Genomic DNA, 20,707 nt, shown 5'->3' with positions numbered 1-20,707 from the left:
TTCCGTCAGCCCTGCCGCCCTGCTTATTGGGCTTCGCGGAACAAGCTCGCCAAGTGGGCTTCCGCGTGCTCGAGCATGAAGTACCTGAACGCTTCGGCGGCGGGCGATAAATGCTTACCCGAGGCATACACGACATGCCAGCGGCGCATCAGTGGCATGCCTTCCACTGCGGGCGCGGCGATGAGGCCGTTCTTCCACTCGAGTTCGATCGTGTGCAGCGACAGCAGGCTGACCCCCATGCCGGCCATGACGGCCTGCTTGATCGCCTCATTGCTGGGCATCTCCATCACGAAGGTCGGCTGGATGCGATGCCGCTCCAGGTACTCGTGGAGCACGATTCGCGTACCCGAGTCGGCCTCGCGCACGACGAACGGCTCTTCCGCCAGCGCCGCCGCCGGCACGGCTTCGGCGCGTGCGAAGCGGTGGCTCGGCGAGGTGACAAGTACGTGCGGATGCATCGCGAACGGCTCGGCGCGGCAGGGCACGTCGTTCGGCGCCCGCCCCATCACGCACAGATCCACCTCGGCGGCCCGAAGCATGGCACCCAGTTCGTCGCGCACGCCCAAGCGCAGCCGAACGTCCACGGCCGGGTGTTCGGCGTGGAACTTCGCCAGCAACTGCGGAAGAAAGTACATCGCCGCGCTGACCATGCCGATCGTCAGGCGCCCCGACTCCAGGCGGCTCAGCCGCGCCATCGCATCCTGCGCATCTTTCAACGTCGCCAGCAGCTTGCGCGCGTAGACGAGGAAGTACTCGCCCGACGTGGTCAGCGACATGCGCCGCCCCGTGCGATCGAACAGCGTCTGGCCGACCTGGTTCTCCAGCTCCTTGATCTGAAGCGAGACCGCAGGGGGTGTCAGGTGCAGCGCCTCGGCAGCGCGCAGCACGCTGGACTGCCGGGCGACCTCGGCGAACACGGTCAGTTGGCGAAAGGTCACGTGCATGGGGCGTTCGCGCGGCAGGCGCCAGTCAGGATCCTGGCCATTTCCCCTTGACGTGATGAAAGATCACTTGCCGAAGCTCCTGCAAATAGACAACCGGCTTGCCGATCGGCCGACGCTCTTGTATCGCTTCGCATGTGGGACAGCCGTTTAAGCCCCTTCAAATTCAAGGACTTGCGACTTTCGGATCGGGATTTACCCGAGGGACATTCGCGCGTGGCACGAAACCTGTTGCAGATGCCACAGTGCCTGCGCAGCGCGCTGATCTTGCGGGTAACACGTTCGATCAATACCAAGATTCACCTCGATAGTTTAGCTTTTGCTAATCATTAGTCACAGAGATTCTAACTTTCATTTATCCAACCAGTCACCTAGCATTCATTCGTTGAAGCAAGTACCCAGATGGATCGGCTTAGATCCGACTTTATCCCCGCACACACCATGACCACCTACCACATTGCACCCTCGCTGCTGTCGGCCGACTTCGCCCGCCTTGGCGAGGAGGTGCGCGCGGTGGTCGAAGCCGGCGCCGACTGGATCCACTTCGACGTGATGGACAACCATTACGTCCCCAATCTCACCTTCGGCCCGATGGTGTGTCAGGCGCTGCGTCCGCACACAACCGCGCCGATCGACGTGCACCTGATGGTGCAGCCGGTGGACACGCTGGCGCAGGCCTTCTGCAAGGCCGGCGCCGACTTGGTGAGCTTCCATCCCGATGCCAGCGCGCATGTCGACCGCACGCTGCAGTTGATCAAGGCCGAGGGCAAGCGCTCGGGCCTGGTGTTCAACCCGGCCGCGCCGCTAGACATACTGGAGTGGACGCTGGACAAGATCGACCTCGTGCTCATCATGAGCGTCAATCCGGGCTTCGGCGGTCAGAGCTTCATTGACTCGGCACTGCGCAAGATCGAGCAGGCGCGCAAGCTGATCGACCGCAGCGGGCGCGATATCCGGCTCGAAGTCGACGGTGGCATCAAAGTCGACAACATCCGGCGCGCCGCCGATGCCGGGGCCGACACCTTCGTTGCCGGCAGCGCGATCTTCGGTGCCGGTGACTACCGCTCCGTCATCCAGGCCATGCGCGCCGAGTTGAGCGCGCCCGGGCCGCTCGTCGCCTGACGCACATCTCGTACGCCGCGCTTGCCAGACAGCGGTAGCAACCACACCCGAACCACGAACCACAGGGCCCTACCATGCCACTCTCGCAACGCTGGACGCTGACCCGCTACCTAATCGAGGAACGCCGCCGCTTCCCGCAGGCCAGCGGCGACCTCAACGCGCTGATCCTCGACGTCTCGATCGCCTGCAAGGCCATCGCGCGCATCGTCGCCTACGGCGCGCTCGACAGCGGCATGGCCGTTCCGGCCGAAGGCGGCGCGGTCAACGTACAGGGAGAGGTGCAGAAACCGCTGGACGTGCTGTCCAACGAGATTTTCCTGCACATGAACGAGTGGAACGGCGAGCTGGCGGGCATGGCTTCGGAAGAGATGGACTCGCCGAGCCAGATTCCGCAGGTCTTCCCGCGCGGCAAGTACCTGCTCGTGTTCGACCCGCTGGACGGCTCGTCCAATATCGACGTGAACGTTTCGGTCGGCAGCATCTTCTCGATCCTGCGTGCGCCGCAAGACGTGATCGACAGTGGCCGCGACGTGACCGAAGCCGACTTCCTGCAGCCCGGTGCCACGCAGGTGGCCGCCGGCTATGCGCTCTATGGCCCGACGACGATGCTCGTGCTGACTGTCGGCAACGGCGTGGCCGGCTTCACGTTGAACCCGGATCTCGGTGAGTTCGTGCTGACGCACAAGAACATCCAGGTGCCAGCCGACACCCAGGAGTTCGCGATCAACAGCTCCAACAGCCGATTCTGGGAGCAGCCGGTCACACGCTATGTGAATGAGTGCCTGGCCGGCAAGACCGGGCCGCGCGGCAAGGACTTCAACATGCGCTGGATCGCCAGCATGGTGGCCGAGGCGCACCGCATCCTGATGCGCGGCGGCGTCTTCTTGTACCCGCGCGACACCAAGGACCCGAACAAGCCGGGGCGGCTGCGCCTGCTGTACGAGGCCAACCCGATCGGCTTCGTGATGGAGCAGGCGGGCGGGCGCTGCACCACCGGACGCCAGCCGATGCTGGGCGTGCAGCCGACATCGTTGCACCAGCGCATCGGCCTGATCTTCGGTTCGAAGAACGAGGTCGAGCTCATCGAGCGCTACCACAGCGAACCCGGGCCAAGCGCAGCACCGCCACCCCTGTTTGCCGAGCGCGGCCTGTTCAGAGCCTGAACCAGAACCATCCGAGAACGCCATGAGCCACAAGTATCCGATCATCGCCATCACCGGCAGCAGCGGCGCCGGCACTTCGTCGGTCACGCGCACGTTCGAGAACATCTTCCGCCGCGAGAAGGTCACCGCCGCGGTCATCGAAGGCGACAGCTTCCACCGCTACGACCGCAAGGAGATGCGCGCGCGCCAGGCCGAAGCCGAAAAGGCCGGCGACAAGAACTTCAGCCACTTCGGGCCCGACAACAACCTGTTCGCCGAGATCGAGCAGCTCTTCGCCAGCTACAGCAAGTCGGGCACGGGCAAGCGTCGCAAGTACCTGCATGACCCCGTGGAGGCCGCGCCCTACAAGCAGGAGCCCGGCACCTTCACACCCTGGGAAGACCTGCCCGCCGGCACCGACATGCTGTTCTACGAGGGCCTGCATGGCGCGGTCGTGACCCCCGAGGTCAACATCTCCAAGCACCCCGACCTGCTGATCGGGGTGGTGCCGGTGATCAACCTCGAGTGGATCCAGAAGCTGTACCGCGACAAAAACGTGCGCGGCTACTCGGCCGAGGCGGTCACCGACACGATCCTGCGCCGCATGCCCGACTATGTGCACTACATCGTGCCGCAGTTTTCTCACACGCACGTCAACTTCCAGCGCGTGCCGGTGGTGGACACCAGCAACCCCTTCATTGCACGCGACATCCCGAGCGCCGACGAGAGCATTTGCGTGATCCGCTTCGCCAATCCCAAGGGCATTGACTTCCCCTACCTGCTGAACATGATCGACAACTCGTGGATGAGCCGCGCCAACACGCTGGTCGTGCCGGGCGGAAAGATGGAGATCGCGATGCAGCTGATCTTCACGCCCTACATCTGGCGCATGATGGAACAGCGCCATCGCGCGCTGGGAGCCCTGTAATGGCCGGCACCTCCACCGACCGCGTACTGCGCCCCGACAGCGGCCGCTACGACGAACTCGCCAACGCGCTGCGCGCCCTGGCCATGGACGCTGTGCAGCAGGCCAACTCCGGCCACCCCGGCGCGCCAATGGGCATGGCAGAAATGGCCGTGGCGCTGTGGAATGGGCACCTGCGACACAACCCGGCGAACCCGAAGTGGCCGGATCGCGACCGCTTTGTGCTGTCCAACGGTCACGCTTCTATGCTGCTGTACGCACTGCTGCACCTGACGGGCTATGAGCTGCCGATCGAGGAACTGCAGCGCTTCCGCCAATTGCACAGCAAAACCCCAGGGCACCCCGAGGTCGGCCTCACGCCCGGCGTGGAAACCACGACCGGACCCTTGGGCCAGGGCCTGACGAACGCAGTGGGTTTCGCGCTGGCCGAGAAGCTGCTGGGCGACGAGTTCAACCGCCCGGGACATGTCGTCGTCGACCACAACACCTACGTCTTCCTTGGCGACGGCTGCCTGATGGAAGGCATCAGCCACGAAGCCTGCTCGCTGGCCGGCGTGTGGAAGCTGGGCAAGCTGATCGCGCTGTACGACGACAACGGCATCTCGATCGACGGTGCGGTGCACGCCTGGTTCGCCGACGACACCTCACAGCGCTTTCGCGCCTACGGCTGGAACGTGATCGGCCCGATCGACGGCCACGACACCGTGGCCGTCGGGCAAGCCATTGCCGAGGCACGCCGATCCGCCGACCGACCCACGCTGATCGTCTGCCGCACCACCATCGGCCGCGGCTCCCCGGGGCGCGCCGGCACCGCCAAGGCGCATGGCGAAGCCCTTGGGGCCGACGAGATCGCCGCCACGCGGGCCGCGATCGGGTGGCAGGCAGGACCGTTCGAGGTCCCCGACGCCGTGCGCGCGCGCTGGAGCGCACGCGATCTGGGCGCCAAACGCGAGGCCGAATGGCGCTTGGCCTTCGAGGCCTACCGGACCGAACACCCCGCGCTGGCCGCCGAGTACGAGCGCCGGATTGCCGGCGAACTGCCGGCATCGTTCCACGAGGCCGCGCTGGCGGCGATGGTCGAACTCGGACAAGCCACGGCGGCGGTTGCCTCACGCAAGGCCTCCCAGCAAACGCTGGCCATCCTGGCACCCAAGATCCCCGAGATGCTCGGCGGCAGCGCCGACCTTACCGGCTCGAACCTGACCGACTTCCCGGGCTGCGGTGCCGTGCGTGCCGGCCAGAGCGGCGGACGCCATATCAACTACGGTGTGCGCGAGTTCGGCATGGCGGCGATCATGAACGGGCTCGCCCTGCACGGCGGCTTCATTCCGTACGGCGGCACCTTCCTCACCTTCAGCGACTACAACCGCAACGCCATCCGCATGGCCGCGCTGATGAAGCTGCGCGTGGTCCACGTCTTCACGCACGACAGCATCGGCCTGGGCGAGGACGGGCCCACGCACCAGGCCGTCGAGCATGCCGCCAGCCTGCGCCTGATCCCCAATCTCGACGTCTGGCGGCCCGGAGACGCCGCCGAGACGGCGGTGGCCTGGGCGTTCGCGCTCGAACAACGCACTCGGCCGAGCGCCCTGCTGCTGTCGCGCCAGAACCTGCCGCCGCAAGCACGAACGCCGGAACAGGTGATGCAGATCCGTCGCGGCGGCTACGTGCTCTCCGACCGTCCGGAGCCGCAAGTGGTGCTGATCGGCACCGGCTCCGAAGTATCCCTCGCCATCGAGGCGCAGCGCCTGCTCGATGCGCTGGGCATCGCGGCACGGGTGGTCTCCCTGCCCAGCAGCACCGTCTTCGATCGGCAGGAGACCGGCTGGCGCGAGCAAGTGCTCGGCCGGGGCATCCCGCGCATTGGCGTCGAAGCAGGCGTCACCGCCTGGTGGGGGCAGTACCAGTGTGCAGAGGCACTGGGCGTCAACAGCTTCGGCGAGTCGGCGCCCGGGCCGAAGGTCTATGAGCACTTCGGCCTCAACGCCAAGGCCCTGGCCGAACTGGCGCGCCGGCAGGTGGCGCTCGAAGATCGCTTCGTCCGATCCCCCAACTGAAAACCACCGACATGCACTACGACATTGTTAGTTTCGATCTCGATGGCACTCTGGTGGACACGGCCTCGGAGATCGCCGAGGCGGCCAATCGCGCGCTCGAGTCGCACGGCATCGCGCGCCGCCCGGCGTCGGAGGTGACCGCGCTGATCGGCGCCGGCACGCGCGAGCTCATGATCAAGTTGCTGGGCCGGGTCATGATTGAGCAGCCCCATCTCGCCGAGCGCGTACGGCCGGACCAAGTGCTCGCCAGCATGGACGAACACTATGCGTTGACCACTGGTACCTCGAGCGTTCCCTACCCGGGCGCACGCGAAGCGCTGCGCTTACTCAAGGCCGCCGGCGTCAAGCTGGCCTGCGTCACCAACAAGGAACAACGCCACGCCGAGCGATTGCTGCGCGCGCATCGACTCTGGGACCAATTCGATCTGCTGATCGGCGGCGATTCACTGAGCGTGAAGAAGCCCGATCCCGGGGTGCTGCGCCATGTTGTCAAGCAGCTGGGCGGCCATGCCGATCGATGCGGCCATGTCGGCGACTCGCGCATCGACGTCGAGGCGGCACGCAACGCTGGGGTGACCGCGTGGGCCGTTCCGTACGGCTACAACGCGGGTCAGCCGATCGAAGACGCGCGCCCCGCGCGACTGTTCCGCAGTCTCGACGAACTTGCCCACTTTGTTATCGCCGGCCGCTCCTGCGCGCCCGACGGCTCACCCGCTGCAAAGCACCTCTCCAGTTCATCATGACAATTCGCATCGCAATCAACGGCTTCGGCCGCATCGGCCGCATGGTGTTTCGCGCCGCCGTGCAGGACTTCAAGAACGAAATCGAGGTGGTCGCGATCAACGACCTGCTCGAACCCGACTATCTCGCCTACATGCTGCAGTACGACAGCGTGCACGGCCGCTTCAAGGGTGACGTAGTCGTCGACGGCGGCACGCTGGTCGTCAACGGCCGCAAGATCCGGCTCACTGCTGTCAAGGACCCGGCCGCGCTGGCCTGGGGCGATGTCGGCGTCGACGTGGTGGTGGAAGCGACCGGCCTGTTCCTGACGCTGGATACCTGCCAGAAGCACCTCGACGCGGGCGCGAAGAAGGTGATCCAGAGCGCGCCCAGCAAGGACGACACGCCGATGTTCGTCTACGGCGTCAACCACACGCAGTACGCCGGCGAGACGATCGTCAGCAACGCCAGCTGCACGACGAACTGCCTGGCGCCCGTGGCCAAGGTGCTCAACGACAGCTTCGGCATCAAGCGCGGCCTGATGACCACGGTGCACGCCGCCACCGCGACGCAGAAGACCGTGGACGGCCCGAGCAACAAGGACTGGCGCGGTGGCCGCGGCATCCTCGAGAACATCATCCCCTCGTCCACCGGCGCGGCCAAGGCCGTGGGCCGGGTGATTCCCGCGTTGAACAAAAAACTCACCGGCATGGCGTTTCGCGTGCCGACCAGCGACGTGTCGGTGGTCGACCTGACGGCCGAACTCTCGAAAGAGACGAGCTACGAACAGATCTGCGCCGCGATGAAGGCCGCCAGCCAGGGGGCGATGAAAGGCGTGCTCGGGTACACGACGGACAAGGTCGTCTCGACCGACTTCCGCGGCGAGGCCTGCACCTCTGTGTTCGACGCCGAGGCCAGCATCATGCTCGACCCGACCTTCGTCAAGGTGGTGGCCTGGTACGACAACGAATGGGGCTACTCGAGCAAGGTGCTCGAGATGGTGCGCGTGATGGGAGCGTCGCGGTGAAGGTGCTGCGCTTCGCCGACCTGATCGCGCAGGGCGCCGTCGAGGGCCGGCGTGTCTTCATCCGCGCCGACCTCAACGTGCCGCAGGACGATGCGGGGCGCATCACCGAGGACACGCGCATCCGCGCTTCGGTGCCCTGTATTCGCATGGCGCTGGACGCCGGTGCGGCGGTGATGGTGACTTCGCACCTCGGCCGGCCGACCGAAGGCGAGTTCAAACCGGGGGATTCGCTCGAGCCGGTGGCTGCGCGTCTGGGCGAGTTGCTGGGTCGTGAGGTGCGCCTGGCAACTGACTGGCTCGACGGCGTCAAGGTCGCGCCGGGCGAAGTGGTGATGCTCGAGAACGTGCGCCTCAACAAAGGCGAGAAGAAGAACAGCGAGGCGCTCGCCCGCAAGATGGCTGCGCTGTGCGACATCTTCGTGCACGACGCCTTCGGCACCGCGCACCGCGCCGAGGCCAGCACCTACGGCATCGCGCAATTCGCCAAGGTCGCCTGCGCCGGCCCGCTGCTGGCCGCCGAGATCGACGCGATCACGAAGGCACTGGCGCAACCGAAGCGGCCGCTGGTGGCCATCGTCGCCGGCAGCAAGGTCAGCACCAAGCTGACCATCCTGCAGAGCCTCGCGGCCAAGGTCGATGGCCTGATCGTCGGCGGCGGCATCGCCAACACCTTCCTGCTCGCCGCGGGGCTGCCGATCGGCAAGAGCCTGGCCGAGCCCGGCCTCGTCGACGAAGCCAAGGCGGTGATCGAGGCGATGAAGGCGCGCGGCGCCGCAGTGCCGATCCCGGTCGACGTGGTGTGCGCCAAGATGTTCAAGGCCGATGCGACGGCGACGGTGAAGGCCGTGGCCGACGTGGCCGACGACGACCTGATTCTCGATATCGGTCCCAGGACTGCGGCACTGCTCGCCGCCCAACTCAAGGCCGCCGGCACCATCGTCTGGAATGGCCCGGTCGGCGTGTTCGAGTTCGACGCCTTTGCCAAGGGCACCGAGATGATCGCGCGGGCGATCGCCGACAGCAGCGCGTTCTCGATCGCCGGCGGCGGCGACACGCTGGCCGCGATCGCCAAGTACGGCATCGAGGGCGACGTGGGCTACATCTCGACCGGCGGCGGCGCCTTCCTCGAAGTGCTCGAGGGCAAGACGCTGCCGGCTTTCGAGATCCTCGCCAAGCGCGCACTGTGACGGAACGCCGCCCATGAGCAAACTCAAAGCACTCCTGTGGGACGTCGACGGCACGCTTGCCGAGACCGAGCGCGACGGGCATCGGGTCGCGTTCAACCTTGCCTTCGAGGCCTTTGGGCTGCCTTGGCGCTGGGACGATGCCCGCTATGGGCAACTCCTGCAGGTCACCGGCGGGCGCGAGCGCCTGATGCACGATATGAACAGCCGGCCCGACGCACCGCCGCTGGCCGGCGAGCGCGACGCGCTGGCGCGTGCGCTGCACGCCAAGAAGAACACGCTGTACGCCGAACTGGTCGCCGGCACGGGAATCCCGTTGCGCGGGGGTGTGCTCGAGTTGATGCACGAGTGCCTTGACCAGGGCGTTCGCATGGCCATCGCGACGACGACGAGCCGCTCCAACCTGGAAGCCCTGATGCGCAAGCACATGGGTGAGCGCTGGGCTGATTGGTTCGGCGCTGTCGTTTGCGGTGAGGACGTGCAGCGCAAGAAGCCCGATCCCGAGGTCTTCGTCAAGGCCATGCAGGCGCTGGGCGTCGGTCCGCTCGAAGCCGTCGCCCTCGAGGACTCGCCGGGTGGCGTGGCGGCGGCGCGTGCCGCCAATTGCCCAGTCATCGTCACCCGCAGCTTCTACTTCGCCCAGGCGGCGGTCGAGGGCGCCATCGCCGTCGGGCTGGGTCTGCACACGCGCGAAGGCTGGCGCCCTGCGCCGGGTGCTCGCTCTCCGCAGCCAAACGCTGGCCAGGATGACCGCATCCGTCTGGCCGACATCGCCGACTGGTTCACGCAACGCGACACGATCAGCGACTACCCCTAGCCAGCCCGCTTCCCGCATCCCACCGACTTCCTGCCCACTCAACGACTTCACCGGAGAACCCCATGGCCCTCGTTTCATTGCGCCAAGTGCTCGACCACGCCGCCGAATACGGCTACGGCGTGCCAGCCTTCAACGTCAACAACCTCGAACAGGTCCACGCCATCATGGAGGCGGCGCAGGAAACGCAGTCACCGGTGATCCTGCAAGCCTCGGCCGGTGCGCGCAAGTACGCCGGCGAGCCCTACCTGCGCCACCTGGTGCTGGCGGCCGTGGAGATGCACCCCGATATCCCGATCGTGCTGCACCAGGACCACGGCGCCTCGCCGGCGGTGTGCCAGCAGTCGATCCGCTCGGGATTCACCAGCGTGATGATGGACGGCTCCTTGCTCGAAGACGCGAAAACGCCCGCGAGCTACGACTACAACGTCGAGGTCACGCGCAAGGTCTGCGAGATGGCGCACTCGATCGGTGTCTCGGTCGAAGGCGAACTTGGCTGCCTGGGTTCGCTCGAAACCGGTGAGGCCGGCGAGGAGGACGGCGTCGGTGCCGCGGGCAAGCTCACGCACGACATGATGCTCACGAACCCCGAGGAGGCGAAGGACTTCGTCGCGCGCACCGGCGTCGATGCGCTGGCCATCGCCATCGGCACCAGTCACGGCGCCTACAAGTTCACCCGGCAGCCCACCGGCGACATCCTGGCCATCGAGCGCATCGCGCAGATCCACGCCGCGGTGCCGAACACGCACCTGGTGATGCACGGTTCGTCCAGCGTGCCGCAGGAGTGGCTGGCGATCATCCGCAAGTACGGTGGCGACATCAAGGAGACATACGGCGTGCCGGTCGAGGAGATCCAGCGCGGCATCAAGAGCGGCGTGCGCAAGATCAACATCGACACCGACATTCGGCTGGCGATGACCGCGGCGATGCGCCAGGTGTTCGCCGAGCACCCGAGCGAGTTCGACCCGCGCAAGGCTTTGCAGGCGGCGAAGAAGGCCGCGCGCGGCGTGGTCAAGGCGCGCTTCGAGGCCTTCGGCTGTGCCGGCCAAGGGGCCCGCATCAAGCCGCTGCCGCTCGAGGCAATGTCGGCCCGCTACGTGTGACGCGCGAGAGCACTACAGCATGCGCCGTCACCGCAACGCCAAGATCGTCGCCACCCTCGGCCCGGCCAGTTCCGACAAGGACACGATCCGGCGGCTGTTCGCCGCCGGCGTCGATGTCTTTCGCCTGAACTTCAGCCACGGCGACGCGGTGGCGCATCGTGAGCGCTTCACCATCCTGCGCGAGCTCGAGCGCGAAGCCGGCCGCCCGATCGGCATCCTGGCTGACCTGCAGGGTCCGAAGCTGCGCGTGGGCACGTTTGCCGAGGGCTCGGTGATGCTGGCCGAGTCGCAGCCGTTCCGGCTCGAACTCGACGATGCGCCGGGCGACACGCGCCGCGTCGGCCTGCCGCACCCTGAGATCTTCGCGGCACTGGCGCCGGGGGCCGAACTGCTGCTCGACGACGGCAAGCTGCGCTTGGTCGTCGAGCGCTGCGGCGCCAGTTTCGCCGACACCCGTGTCGTGATTGGCGGCAAGCTGTCCGACCGCAAGGGCGTCAACGTGCCCGGCGTGCTGCTGCCGATCAGCGCACTGACCGCCAAGGACCGGCGCGATCTGGCGCTGGCGCTCGAACTCGGCGCGGACTGGATCGCCCTGTCGTTCGTGCAGCGGCCCGAAGACGTGGCCGAGGCGCGAACCTTGATTGGCCAGCGCGCGGCCATCGTGGCCAAGCTCGAGAAGCCTTCGGCCATCGAGCAGCTGGACGCCATCGCCGAATGCGCCGACGCCGTGATGGTGGCGCGCGGCGATCTGGGCGTGGAACTGCCGGCCGAGCGCGTGCCCGGCATCCAGAAGCGCATCTTGCAAACCTGCCGCCGGCTCGGGCGCCCGGTGATCGTGGCCACGCAGATGCTCGAGTCGATGGTGACGAGCCCGGTGCCCACGCGTGCCGAGGCCTCGGACGTGGCCACTGCCATCTACGACGGCGCCGACGCCGTCATGCTGTCTGCCGAGTCCGCCGCGGGCCGCTACCCGGTCGAGGCGGTGGACATGATGAGCCGCCTGATCACCGAAGTGGAAGCCGACCCGCAGCACCAGCAGCTGATGAGTATGTCGCGCCCGAGCGCGCCCGCTACCGCAGGCACAGCCGACGCCGTGTGCTGCGCCGTGCGCCATGCCGTCGCGCTCGTGCACGCGAGCGCCATCGTCTGCTACACGAGCTCGGGCCACACCAGTTTGCGCGTCGCCCGCGAGCGCCCCGAAGCGCCGGTACTGAGCCTGACGCCGAACCTGGGCGTCGCGCGCCGCCTGGCCCTGGCCTGGGGCATCCACTCGGTACACATCGAGGACGCGGCAGATGTCGATCAGATGACTGCCAAAGCCTGCGCCGTCGCGCAGCAGGAGGGTTTTGCCGAGAGTGGCCAGACCATCGTCGCCATCGCGGGGGTGCCATTCGGCACGCCCGGCACGACGAACCTGATGCGCATCGCGACGGTGTGATTCCTGCCACGTCCTGACAGAACACAAAGCAGCACCCCCGATGGACCCCCTCCTCCTGGCCCGCGCCCAGTTCGCCGCCAACATCACCTTCCACATCCTGTTCCCGTCGATCACCATCGCGCTGGGCTGGTTGCTGATGTTCTTCCGCTGGCGCTGGCGCCGCACGCAAGAGGGCGCCTGGCTTGCGGCCTACCGCTTCTGGACCAAGGTGTTTGCGCTGACCTTCGCGCTGGGCGTGGTCAGCGGCGTGACGATGAGCTTCCAGTTCGGCACCAACTGGCCCGGTTTCATGGAGCGCGCCGGCAACGTCGCCGGCCCGCTGCTGGGCTACGAGGTGCTGACCGCCTTCTTCCTGGAAGCGGGCTTCCTCGGCATCATGCTCTTCGGTCACGGGCGCGTGAGCGAGCGCGTCCATGGCTTCGCGACCTTCTTCGTCGCCTTCGGCACCACCGTGAGCGCGTTCTGGATCCTGGTGCTCAACTCGTGGATGCAGACGCCCGCCGGGCACGAGATCGTGGAAGGCGTGTTCCACGTCAAGAATTGGGCCGAGGTCATCCTCAACCCCTCGTTCCCCTACCGCTTCGCCCACGTGCTGCTGGCTTCGGGGTTGACCTGTGCATTCGTGCTGGCGGGCGTGAGCGCCTGGCAGGTGCTGCGCGGTTCGGCTCCGCAGATGGCCCCGCGAGTGCTGCGCGTCGGCGTCACCTGCGCGGCATTGCTGATCCCGGTGCAGATCTTCGTCGGGGACCTGCATGGATTGAACACGCTCGAGCATCAGCCGCAGAAGGTCGCGGCGATGGAAGGCGTCTGGCAGACCCAGCGCGGCGCGCCGCTGCTGCTGTTTGCCTGGCCCGACGAGGCCACACGCAGCAATCGCTACGAGATCGGCATCCCAAAAGGCGCCAGCATCATCCTCACGCACGATTGGGACGGAGAGATCAAGGGCCTCGACGAGTTCCGCGATCGGCACCCGCCCGTGGCGCCGGTGTTCTGGGCGTTCCGCGTCATGGTCGGTGTCGGCACGCTGATGCTGCTGGTGAGCTGGGTGTCGTGGTGGATGGGGCGCCGCGCCGGCTGGCGTGCCGCCGCGTTGAAGCGACCGCTGCTGTGGGTTCTCGTGGGCATGACCTTCTCGGGCTGGGCGGCCACGGTCGCGGGCTGGTACGTCACCGAGATCGGCCGCCAGCCCTTCATCGTCTACGGCCTGCTGCGCGTGGCCGACGTGGCCTCGAACGTACCCGGTTCGATGATCGCGTTCACGCTGGCGATCTATGTCACGCTGTACCTGGCCTTGCTCGTCGCCTACGTTCTCGTTCTGAAGCACATGGCCGAAAAGCCCGAGGATCTGTCGCCGGCCATCGCCGCCCCGGGGGGAGCGCCGGTCGCTGCCGCCATGTTCCCGACGCGTGGTGGCGAGCCCCGATGAGCTTCGACCAGGCCCTGCCGTTGATCTTCCTGGCTCTGATGGGCCTGTCGATGCTTGTCTATGTTCTCAGCGACGGCTACGACCTGGGCGTGGGCATGCTGCTGCCACGCGCCACCGACGCCGAGAAGGACATCATGGTGGCCTCGATCGGGCCGTTCTGGGACGCGAACGAAACCTGGATCGTGCTGGGCGTGGGCATGCTGCTGATCGCCTTCCCGAAAGCCCATGGCCTGATCCTGACCGAGCTCTACCTGCCCGTGACCCTGATGCTGGTCGGCCTGGTGTTGCGCGGCGTGGCCTTCGACTTCCGCGTCAAGGCGCACGACAGCCACAAGGCGGCTTGGAACCGGCTCTTCTTCGGCGGCTCGCTGCTCGCGTCGATGATGCAAGGCTGGATGCTCGGGCGCTACATCAGCGGCTTCGGCGAGGGCTGGAACTACCCGCTGTTCGCGGCTGCCATCGCGCTGACGCTGCCGGCCGCCTACGTGCTGCTGGGCGCCGCCTGGCTCGTCATGAAGACTGAGGGCGACTTGCAGGCAAAGGCCGTCGGCTGGGCGCAGCAGGCCTGGTGGCCGGTGGTGCTGGGCATGGTGCTGATCTCGATGGCCACGCCCTGGATCAGCACCACGGTGCGCGAGCGCTGGTTCGCGCTGCCGCAGATCATCGCGCTGCTGGTGATTCCGGCCACCACCGCGGGCGCGCTGCTGGTGTTGCGCCGCGTGCTGCCGACGCGCTTGGTGCGCGGCGAGCTGTGCTGGCTGCCGTTCGTGCTGTTGATCGCCGTGTTCGTGCTCGGCTTCGTCGGCCTGGCCTACAGCATCTATCCCTACGTCGTGATCGACAAGCTGACGATGTGGCAGGCCGCCAGCAGCCCGGCCACGCTGAAGGTCACGCTCGTCGGCGTGTGCATCTCGGTGCCAGCGATCGTTGCCTACACCATCTACTCGTACCGCGTGTTTGGCGGCAAGGCGACGGAGCTGCGCTATGGGTAGCCGACGCCGCAACTTCCTGGTGGCCGGCAACTGGAAGATGAACGGCAGCTTGGCCGGCGTGCAGGCGCTGGCGGCTGCGAACGCCGACGGTGCCATGGCACGCCTGAACCTCGTGCAGCTGGTGTTGTTCCCGCCCTTCCTGTACCTGCCCGAGGCGCAACGATGCCTGGGCGACAGCGGCATGGCCTGGGGCGCCCAGAACGTCTCGGAGCATGAAAGCGGGGCCTACACCGGCGAAGTGTCGGCCCAGATGCTGCGGGAGTTCGGCTGCGCCTGCGTGCTGGTCGGCCACTCGGAGCGGCGCGCACTGTTCGGCGAAAGCGACGCCGTCGTCGCACACAAGTTCCTCGCGGCCAGCCGGGCCGGCATGACGCCCGTGCTGTGCGTCGGCGAGTCGCTGCAGGAGCGTGAGCAAGGCGCTACCGAGGCCGTGGTGGCGCGCCAGTTGCGCGCGGTGCTCGATCTCGCCGGGGCGAGCGCGTTCACCGATGCGGTCGTGGCCTACGAGCCCGTGTGGGCGATCGGCACCGGTGCCACGGCCACGCCCGAGCAGGCACAGGACGTTCACGCGTTCATCCGCCGCTGCCTGGCCGAGGCGGATGCGGAGATCGCCGCGGGCGTGCACATCCTCTACGGCGGCAGCATGAAGCGGGCCAATGCGCGCGAGCTGCTGGCGATGCCCGACGTCGATGGCGGCCTGCTGGGCGGGGCCTCGTTGAACGTCGACGAGTTCATGGCCGTAGCCATTACGGCACAGCGGCTGGCGCAGGGGGTCACTTGATGACGCAGGACGAGATCAAGGCCATGGTCGCCCGTGCGGCGCTGACGCACGTGCCGCCCGGCGGCATCATCGGCGTGGGCACCGGATCGACGGTGAACCACTTCATCGACGCGCTGGCCACTCTGCGCGAGGGCATCGCCGGCGCGGTGTCGAGCAGCAACGCGAGCACGGCGCGGCTGCGCGGCCACGGCATCCGCGTGCTCGAGGCCGGCGATGTCGAACAGCTGGCGTTGTACGTGGACGGAGCCGACGAGATCGACCCGCGCGGCCACATGATCAAGGGCGGCGGCGCGGCGCTGACGCGCGAGAAGATCGTGGCCGATCTGGCGCAATTTTTCCTGTGCATCGCCGACGCCTCCAAGCAAGTGGGCGTCCTGGGGCGCTTCCCGCTGCCCGTGGAAGTCATCGGCATCGCTGCGAATCGCATCACGCGCCGCTTCGAGGCCATCGGCGGGCGCGCGGCTCTGCGCCAGGGCGTGGTCACCGACAACGGGCATCCGATCCTGGACGTGCATGGCCTGGTCATCACCGATCCGGCCGCGCTGGAAGCCGAGATCAACCAGTGGCCGGGCGTGGTCACCGTCGGGCTCTTCGCGCGCCACCACGCCCACCTGTGCCTGCTCGGCAGGGTTGACGGCGTTCAGGTGCTTCACTTTTGACCGGCAACGCCGATGGCGATGATCCGCACGACCGCCATCGATCCTGGCGCCCGACACTCGGTGCTGCGGGTGGCCAAAAGGGGTTCTCCGGGGCACGCCTCTTGCGTCGCAGTCTCCCGGGTGCAAACAGCGTTTGCACCACTGCCACCCAACGGCCGATTGGGCTTGCCCGAATGAGGCGGCCTTGGGCCACGCCCGAAAACAAACCCTTTGGAGACTTACCTCATGACCCTTGCCAAAACCCTGGCACTCGCCGTCCTCGCCCTTGCTCCCGTGCTCGGCACCGCGACCGCTCACGCGCAGACCGGCCCCTGGCTGGTTCGCGTGCGCGCACTGCACATCGACCCGGCGAACAACTCCAGTCCGATTCCCTCGCTGGCCGTGCCAGCCGACGCCATCCTTGTCAAGGACAAGTGGGCCCCCGAGCTCGACATCTCGTACTTCTTCACCAAACAAATCGCTGCCGAACTGGTGCTGGCTTTCACCAAGCTCGACGCGCGGGTGACCTCGAGCGCGGTCGGTGCATTCGATGCCGGGTCGTTCAAGGCCCTTCCCCCGACGCTGACCGTGCAGTGGCACTTCCTCCCCGACGGGCAGTTCCGTCCCTACGTCGGCGCCGGCATCAACTACACGAACCTGTCCAGCGTCAAACTGGGCAACGGCGTGACCGGGCCGCTCACCCTCGACCGCAACAGCTTCGGACCGGCTCTCCAGGCAGGAATCGATATCGGCCTCGGCGGTCCCTGGTCTTTGAACATCGACGTGAAGAAGGCCTGGATCCGTACCGACCTGAAGTCGGGCGGCACCACGATTTCCAAGCTCAAGGTCAATCCTGTGCTGGTCGGAGTGGGTGTCGGATACCGCTTCTGATGCTCAAGCGCCGGCGCTTCGGTACCGGCGTGTCGACGCCTGCCGACGCCGCAGTGGCGCGGGCGCTGTTGCCGCTGTGCGCGCAAGACGGCTCGACCACGCGCCTGTGCGAGACGATTGCCGGCGGACCGATCCAGCTGCACGTCTTGGAGCAACGTGCGTGCAACGATCCGCCCGAGCCCGTGCGCTGCGCCCTGCCCGGCACGCGCCTGATCGAACGCTTCAGCTGCCTGGCCTCGCGTGGTGCAGTGATGCTGGACAGCCTGGCGTACGTCACGACGCAAACGCTGCCGCGCGACGTGGCCCAGGAGATCGAAGGCGGCGAGAGACCGATCGGGCATCTGCTCGAGCGACTCTGGATCAGGCGGGCACCTTGGGCCCGATTGGACGACGCGCTGTGCGCGCGGCCGTGGGCAGTGGTCGGATGGCCCGATGCCAGCGCGACCCGCACTTATACAGTCGAGACGCCCGATGGACCGTGGATGGTGATCACCGAGACGCTCCGCAACGGCATGCTGAAGCCCCACCCGATTGAAGCCGGGCCGAAACCATGACCGACCCTGACACGCCACCACCACCGGGCCACCCCGCCGCGCTGGCCCTGCCTGCCGACGCCGCCGAGCGGCGCGCCCTGCACGACGAGGTGCACGCACGGCCGACGGCGCGGATTCGCCTGCCGGCCCTGGTGCTGCAGGTCGCCGTGCTCAACGAAGGTGTGCCGATCGAGCGCGAGCTCGAGCACCTGCGGCAGCTGCCGGGCCAGCGCCTGCTGATGGGCGAGCAGTTGGCCGGCCACTTCCTGCGCCTGCGCCTGCCTTGCGGCACGCTGAAGTGGGAACGCCACACCGAAGTCACGCGTTACTCCCTCGTGCAACCCTTGCCCGCCGAGGCGACCCAGGGCGCGAGCGATCCCGAGTTGCTGGCCGCGCTGGTCATCGACCATGAGTGGCTGCGCGGCATCCCCGGGCACACGCTGGCGGCGATCGAACTGGTCATCCTCGCCGGCAGCGCCGAGGAGGTCGCGGCGCCGCTGGAGCGCGCACGGCACTGGTTCGGCGATCGCACGGTCGTCGTTTCACTCGTGGGGCGCAACGGCCACAGCTGCGTGGTGAGCGATTTCCGGCTGCGCGCGAGCGGCTACGAGCGCATGGTGGTGATCGCCCAGACCGGTACCGGCGAAACGCGCGTCGGGCGGCTGGCGGCACGGCTGCTCGAAATGGAGACCTACCGCCTGCTGGCCCTGCGCGGGCTGCCGGTGGCCAAGTCCTTGCAGACCCTGCTGCGCGAGGCGGAGCACGCCGTCTCCGAGCTGACATCGCTGACGGAGGCGCGGGACCTGCACGACGCCGTGCTTCTGGACACGCTGACTGCCGTGGCTGCCCGCGTCGAGCGGGCCACGGCGATGCACAGCTACCGGTTCTGCGCCACCGAGGCCTACTACGCGCTCGTGCGCTCGCGCATCGACGAGCTGCGCGAGCAGGCCATCCCCGGCACGCAGACGCTCGGCGAATTCCTGCTGCGCCGGCTCGCGCCCGCGATGGCCACCGTGGAATCGGCCGCCAGGCGACTGGCATCGCTGTCGCAGCGCATCGAGCGTGCGGGCGCGCTGCTGCGCACACGCGTGGACATCGCCCGCGAAGCGCAGAACCAGCAGCTGCTGGCCAAGCTGGCTCGGGGCCAGCAACTCCAGTTGAAGCTGCAGAGCACGGTCGAGGGCCTGTCGATCGCGGCGATCTCGTACTACGTGGTCAGCCTTCTGCTGTACCTTGGCAAAGCGGCCAAGGCGGCGGGTGTTCCCATCCACCCTGAACTCGCCGCCGGCGCCGCGATACCGCTGGTGCTGTGGGGCGTGTGGCGATTGACGCGCCGGATTCACAGCCGAGTCGAGGGGCATTGAGTCCGATGCGCCCGCTGCAAAGACCGTCGAGCCAGGGACTCGGTTTCGGCGCGGACCCTTTCACCCGCCCATAATTGGAATGCCATGTCGAACCCCACACTGCTCGCGCGCCACGCGATTCCCGGTCACGTGAGCCTGCGCATCGGGACCAACGGGCTGGCCTTTGCCGACATCGACAACGCGCACGGCAGCGCCAGCCTGTGCTTGCAAGGCGCCCACCTGATGAGCTGGCGACCGAAGGACCAGGCCGAACCCGTGGTCTGGTTGTCACCGCTGGCCACGTTCGCGCCGGGCAAGTCGATTCGCGGCGGTGCGCCCGTGTGCTGGCCGTGGTTCGGCCCTCATGTCACGGAAAGCGGCTGGCCCGGCCACGGCTTTGCACGCACGGTGCCCTGGGAACTCTGCGACACGGCGGCGCTGCCCGACGGCTCGACAAGCATCGGCCTGACCCTGACGCCGACCGAGGCCACGCGGGCGCAGTGGCCGCACGAAGCCCGGCTGGCGCTGAGGGTCAGCGTCGGCAGGCGCTTGCGCATCGAGCTGACCACGCACAACCCCGGCCCGCAGGACCTCGTCCTTGGCGAGGCCTTGCACACCTATCTGGGCATCAGCGACATCGGGGCCGTCGAGGTGCAGGGCCTGGACGCGTGCGAGTACGTGGACAAGGTGGCGGGCGCTGTGCGCAAGGTGCAGCGGGGCGCCGTCCGGTTCGCGGGCGAGGTGGACCGCGTCTACCTGAACACCGGCGCCGACTGCGTGATCGTCGACCCTGGGCTGCAGCGTCGCATAGAGATCGCGAAGACGGGCAGCCGTGCCACCGTGGTCTGGACGCCCTGGGCGGAAAAGGCCGACAAGATGGGCGACTTCGGACCCGGCCGCGCCGGACAGGGCGGTTGGCGCGAGATGGTCTGCGTGGAGTCGGCCAATGCTCTGGACAACGTGGTCACCGTGCCGGCCGGCGGCAGCCACACCCTGTCGGTGAGCTACGCCGCGCTGCCGCTCTGAAGGCTCGCACCGCTCCAACAGGAGAACCGTCGATGGCGATCGTCAGCTTGCCGACCCAGCCCTTTGCCGGCCAGCAGCCCGGCACCTCGGGCCTACGCAAGAAGGTGGCGGAGTTCCACCAGCCGCACTACCTGGAGAACTTCGTTTGGATTGGAGCACGATGGACCGCGTTGCTCTGAACCTGCTGCGCATGCGGATCGGGGAGATGCCGTCGTCTGGCATGTCGACGCAGATGGCACCGTTCCCGGCCAACCAGATTGAGTTCCAGGCCATTCTCGACCGCCTAGCGGACCTGCCTGCCGAGGATCTTGTGGGTCGTCTGGACATCGGCGGCTTCGCGCCGCATCCGGTTGAACTCGGTGGCATCGAACAGCGTTGCGCCGAGTGCATCTACTACCTGCCACACCGGAAGTGGTGCGACCTGCCCGAGTTGCCAGTCCCGGTCGAGCCGCAATGGTGGTGCCGGCTGTGGAAGCTCTAGTCCAAGCTAATCTTAGTGCCCTCTTGATTCGCCTCGGCCATGGCCTCCGGCTCAAGTTTCTCCGCATAACTGTTGAACCGTATGAACAAGTCCCAGCCTGCGAGCAGAACACCGCAAGAGGCG

At 67.3% G+C, this 20,707-nt stretch carries 21 protein-coding genes; 20 read left to right on the top strand and 1 reads right to left on the bottom strand.

Annotation, left to right across the window (positions count from 1 at the left end; all coding sequences use genetic code 11):
- Positions 1-23: 23 nt before the first annotated feature.
- Positions 24-944 carry a LysR substrate-binding domain-containing protein gene (locus ACTIF6_RS20655; RefSeq protein ID WP_291210650.1) on the bottom strand — a complete coding sequence of 307 codons (921 nt, stop codon included), beginning with the start codon at positions 942-944 and terminating at the stop codon, positions 24-26.
- A 438-nt stretch (positions 945-1,382) separates the two neighbouring features.
- Here ACTIF6_RS20655 and rpe point away from each other — a divergent pair, with 438 nt between their 5' ends.
- The 20 genes from rpe to ACTIF6_RS20555 all read left to right on the top strand — a co-directional run bounded on the left by rpe (position 1,383) and on the right by ACTIF6_RS20555 (position 20,584).
- Positions 1,383-2,063, top strand: a complete 681-nt coding sequence (gene rpe / locus ACTIF6_RS20650) for a ribulose-phosphate 3-epimerase (protein WP_182120496.1) — start codon at positions 1,383-1,385, stop codon at positions 2,061-2,063.
- A gap of 74 nt (positions 2,064-2,137) precedes the next feature.
- Positions 2,138-3,226: a class 1 fructose-bisphosphatase gene (locus ACTIF6_RS20645; RefSeq protein ID WP_182120495.1), complete on the top strand. Its 1,089-nt coding sequence runs from the start codon at positions 2,138-2,140 to the stop codon at positions 3,224-3,226.
- Between the two features lie 22 nt (positions 3,227-3,248).
- Entirely contained in the window at positions 3,249-4,133 is an 885-nt protein-coding gene (locus ACTIF6_RS20640) for a phosphoribulokinase (protein WP_182120494.1), read from the top strand.
- On the top strand, positions 4,133-6,187 hold the full coding sequence (gene tkt / locus ACTIF6_RS20635; protein WP_291210648.1) for a transketolase: 2,055 nt from the start codon (positions 4,133-4,135) through the stop codon (positions 6,185-6,187). Before ACTIF6_RS20640 ends, tkt begins: the two co-directional genes overlap by 1 nt.
- A gap of 11 nt (positions 6,188-6,198) precedes the next feature.
- Positions 6,199-6,930: an HAD-IA family hydrolase gene (locus tag ACTIF6_RS20630; protein ID WP_182120492.1), complete on the top strand. Its 732-nt coding sequence runs from the start codon at positions 6,199-6,201 to the stop codon at positions 6,928-6,930.
- Positions 6,927-7,934 (top strand): type I glyceraldehyde-3-phosphate dehydrogenase, encoded by a 1,008-nt coding sequence (gap, locus tag ACTIF6_RS20625; protein ID WP_182120491.1) that lies wholly within the window; start codon positions 6,927-6,929, stop codon positions 7,932-7,934. The genes ACTIF6_RS20630 and gap overlap by 4 nt, the downstream gene beginning before the upstream one ends.
- The gene (locus ACTIF6_RS20620) at positions 7,931-9,121 is read left to right on the top strand and encodes a phosphoglycerate kinase (RefSeq protein ID WP_246331029.1); all 1,191 of its coding nucleotides are present in this window, start codon (positions 7,931-7,933) and stop codon (positions 9,119-9,121) included. Before gap ends, ACTIF6_RS20620 begins: the two co-directional genes overlap by 4 nt.
- A 13-nt stretch (positions 9,122-9,134) precedes the next feature.
- Entirely contained in the window at positions 9,135-9,935 is an 801-nt protein-coding gene (locus ACTIF6_RS20615) for an HAD-IA family hydrolase (protein WP_182120489.1), read from the top strand.
- 62 nt (positions 9,936-9,997) lie between these two features.
- On the top strand, positions 9,998-11,035 hold the full coding sequence (fba, locus tag ACTIF6_RS20610) for a class II fructose-bisphosphate aldolase (protein ID WP_182120488.1): 1,038 nt from the start codon (positions 9,998-10,000) through the stop codon (positions 11,033-11,035).
- Between the two features lie 19 nt (positions 11,036-11,054).
- Complete coding sequence (gene pyk, locus ACTIF6_RS20605) at positions 11,055-12,473, top strand: pyruvate kinase (protein WP_182120487.1); 1,419 nt, start codon at positions 11,055-11,057, stop codon at positions 12,471-12,473.
- A gap of 40 nt (positions 12,474-12,513) precedes the next feature.
- Positions 12,514-13,899, top strand: a complete 1,386-nt coding sequence (locus ACTIF6_RS20600) for a cytochrome ubiquinol oxidase subunit I (protein ID WP_182120486.1) — start codon at positions 12,514-12,516, stop codon at positions 13,897-13,899.
- Complete coding sequence (locus ACTIF6_RS20595) at positions 13,896-14,891, top strand: cytochrome d ubiquinol oxidase subunit II (RefSeq protein WP_182120485.1); 996 nt, start codon at positions 13,896-13,898, stop codon at positions 14,889-14,891. The genes ACTIF6_RS20600 and ACTIF6_RS20595 overlap by 4 nt, the downstream gene beginning before the upstream one ends.
- Positions 14,884-15,672, top strand: coding sequence for a triose-phosphate isomerase (tpiA, locus tag ACTIF6_RS20590; protein WP_182120484.1), 789 nt, complete (start codon positions 14,884-14,886; stop codon positions 15,670-15,672). Before ACTIF6_RS20595 ends, tpiA begins: the two co-directional genes overlap by 8 nt.
- Positions 15,672-16,331 carry a ribose-5-phosphate isomerase RpiA gene (rpiA, locus tag ACTIF6_RS20585; RefSeq protein ID WP_182120483.1) on the top strand — a complete coding sequence of 220 codons (660 nt, stop codon included), beginning with the start codon at positions 15,672-15,674 and terminating at the stop codon, positions 16,329-16,331. Before tpiA ends, rpiA begins: the two co-directional genes overlap by 1 nt.
- A gap of 225 nt (positions 16,332-16,556) precedes the next feature.
- Positions 16,557-17,201: an OmpW/AlkL family protein gene (locus ACTIF6_RS20580; RefSeq protein ID WP_182120482.1), complete on the top strand. Its 645-nt coding sequence runs from the start codon at positions 16,557-16,559 to the stop codon at positions 17,199-17,201.
- Positions 17,201-17,755 (top strand): hypothetical protein, encoded by a 555-nt coding sequence (locus ACTIF6_RS20575; protein WP_182120481.1) that lies wholly within the window; start codon positions 17,201-17,203, stop codon positions 17,753-17,755. The genes ACTIF6_RS20580 and ACTIF6_RS20575 overlap by 1 nt, the downstream gene beginning before the upstream one ends.
- A complete protein-coding gene (locus ACTIF6_RS20570) occupies positions 17,752-19,098 on the top strand; it encodes a DUF3422 family protein (protein ID WP_182120480.1) in 1,347 nt (448 codons plus the stop codon). Before ACTIF6_RS20575 ends, ACTIF6_RS20570 begins: the two co-directional genes overlap by 4 nt.
- Before the next feature lie 84 nt (positions 19,099-19,182).
- Entirely contained in the window at positions 19,183-20,103 is a 921-nt protein-coding gene (locus ACTIF6_RS20565) for a D-hexose-6-phosphate mutarotase (protein ID WP_182120479.1), read from the top strand.
- Between the two features lie 32 nt (positions 20,104-20,135).
- Positions 20,136-20,282, top strand: coding sequence for a hypothetical protein (locus ACTIF6_RS20560; protein ID WP_182120552.1), 147 nt, complete (start codon positions 20,136-20,138; stop codon positions 20,280-20,282).
- On the top strand, positions 20,264-20,584 hold the full coding sequence (locus tag ACTIF6_RS20555) for a hypothetical protein (RefSeq protein WP_182120478.1): 321 nt from the start codon (positions 20,264-20,266) through the stop codon (positions 20,582-20,584). The genes ACTIF6_RS20560 and ACTIF6_RS20555 overlap by 19 nt, the downstream gene beginning before the upstream one ends.
- Positions 20,585-20,707: the final 123 nt, after the last annotated feature.

The organism is Hydrogenophaga sp., from assembly GCF_051860785.1.
Lineage (GTDB): Bacteria > Pseudomonadota > Gammaproteobacteria > Burkholderiales > Burkholderiaceae_C > Hydrogenophaga.
This window is presented reverse-complemented; position numbering and strand designations above follow the sequence as displayed.

Bases quoted from the DNA above. Each gene is read 5' to 3' on its own strand.
- ACTIF6_RS20655 (WP_291210650.1), bottom strand. From the start codon at position 944: ATGCACGTGACCTTTCGCCAACTGACCGTGTTCGCCGAGGTCGCCCGG.
- rpe (WP_182120496.1), top strand. From the start codon at position 1,383: ATGACCACCTACCACATTGCACCCTCGCTGCTGTCGGCCGACTTCGCC.
- ACTIF6_RS20645 (WP_182120495.1), top strand. From the start codon at position 2,138: ATGCCACTCTCGCAACGCTGGACGCTGACCCGCTACCTAATCGAGGAA.
- ACTIF6_RS20640 (WP_182120494.1), top strand. From the start codon at position 3,249: ATGAGCCACAAGTATCCGATCATCGCCATCACCGGCAGCAGCGGCGCC.
- tkt (WP_291210648.1), top strand. From the start codon at position 4,133: ATGGCCGGCACCTCCACCGACCGCGTACTGCGCCCCGACAGCGGCCGC.
- ACTIF6_RS20630 (WP_182120492.1), top strand. From the start codon at position 6,199: ATGCACTACGACATTGTTAGTTTCGATCTCGATGGCACTCTGGTGGAC.
- gap (WP_182120491.1), top strand. From the start codon at position 6,927: ATGACAATTCGCATCGCAATCAACGGCTTCGGCCGCATCGGCCGCATG.
- ACTIF6_RS20615 (WP_182120489.1), top strand. From the start codon at position 9,135: ATGAGCAAACTCAAAGCACTCCTGTGGGACGTCGACGGCACGCTTGCC.
- fba (WP_182120488.1), top strand. From the start codon at position 9,998: ATGGCCCTCGTTTCATTGCGCCAAGTGCTCGACCACGCCGCCGAATAC.
- pyk (WP_182120487.1), top strand. From the start codon at position 11,055: ATGCGCCGTCACCGCAACGCCAAGATCGTCGCCACCCTCGGCCCGGCC.
- ACTIF6_RS20600 (WP_182120486.1), top strand. From the start codon at position 12,514: ATGGACCCCCTCCTCCTGGCCCGCGCCCAGTTCGCCGCCAACATCACC.
- ACTIF6_RS20595 (WP_182120485.1), top strand. From the start codon at position 13,896: ATGAGCTTCGACCAGGCCCTGCCGTTGATCTTCCTGGCTCTGATGGGC.
- tpiA (WP_182120484.1), top strand. From the start codon at position 14,884: ATGGGTAGCCGACGCCGCAACTTCCTGGTGGCCGGCAACTGGAAGATG.
- rpiA (WP_182120483.1), top strand. From the start codon at position 15,672: ATGACGCAGGACGAGATCAAGGCCATGGTCGCCCGTGCGGCGCTGACG.
- ACTIF6_RS20580 (WP_182120482.1), top strand. From the start codon at position 16,557: ATGACCCTTGCCAAAACCCTGGCACTCGCCGTCCTCGCCCTTGCTCCC.
- ACTIF6_RS20575 (WP_182120481.1), top strand. From the start codon at position 17,201: ATGCTCAAGCGCCGGCGCTTCGGTACCGGCGTGTCGACGCCTGCCGAC.
- ACTIF6_RS20570 (WP_182120480.1), top strand. From the start codon at position 17,752: ATGACCGACCCTGACACGCCACCACCACCGGGCCACCCCGCCGCGCTG.
- ACTIF6_RS20565 (WP_182120479.1), top strand. From the start codon at position 19,183: ATGTCGAACCCCACACTGCTCGCGCGCCACGCGATTCCCGGTCACGTG.
- ACTIF6_RS20560 (WP_182120552.1), top strand. From the start codon at position 20,136: ATGGCGATCGTCAGCTTGCCGACCCAGCCCTTTGCCGGCCAGCAGCCC.
- ACTIF6_RS20555 (WP_182120478.1), top strand. From the start codon at position 20,264: ATGGACCGCGTTGCTCTGAACCTGCTGCGCATGCGGATCGGGGAGATG.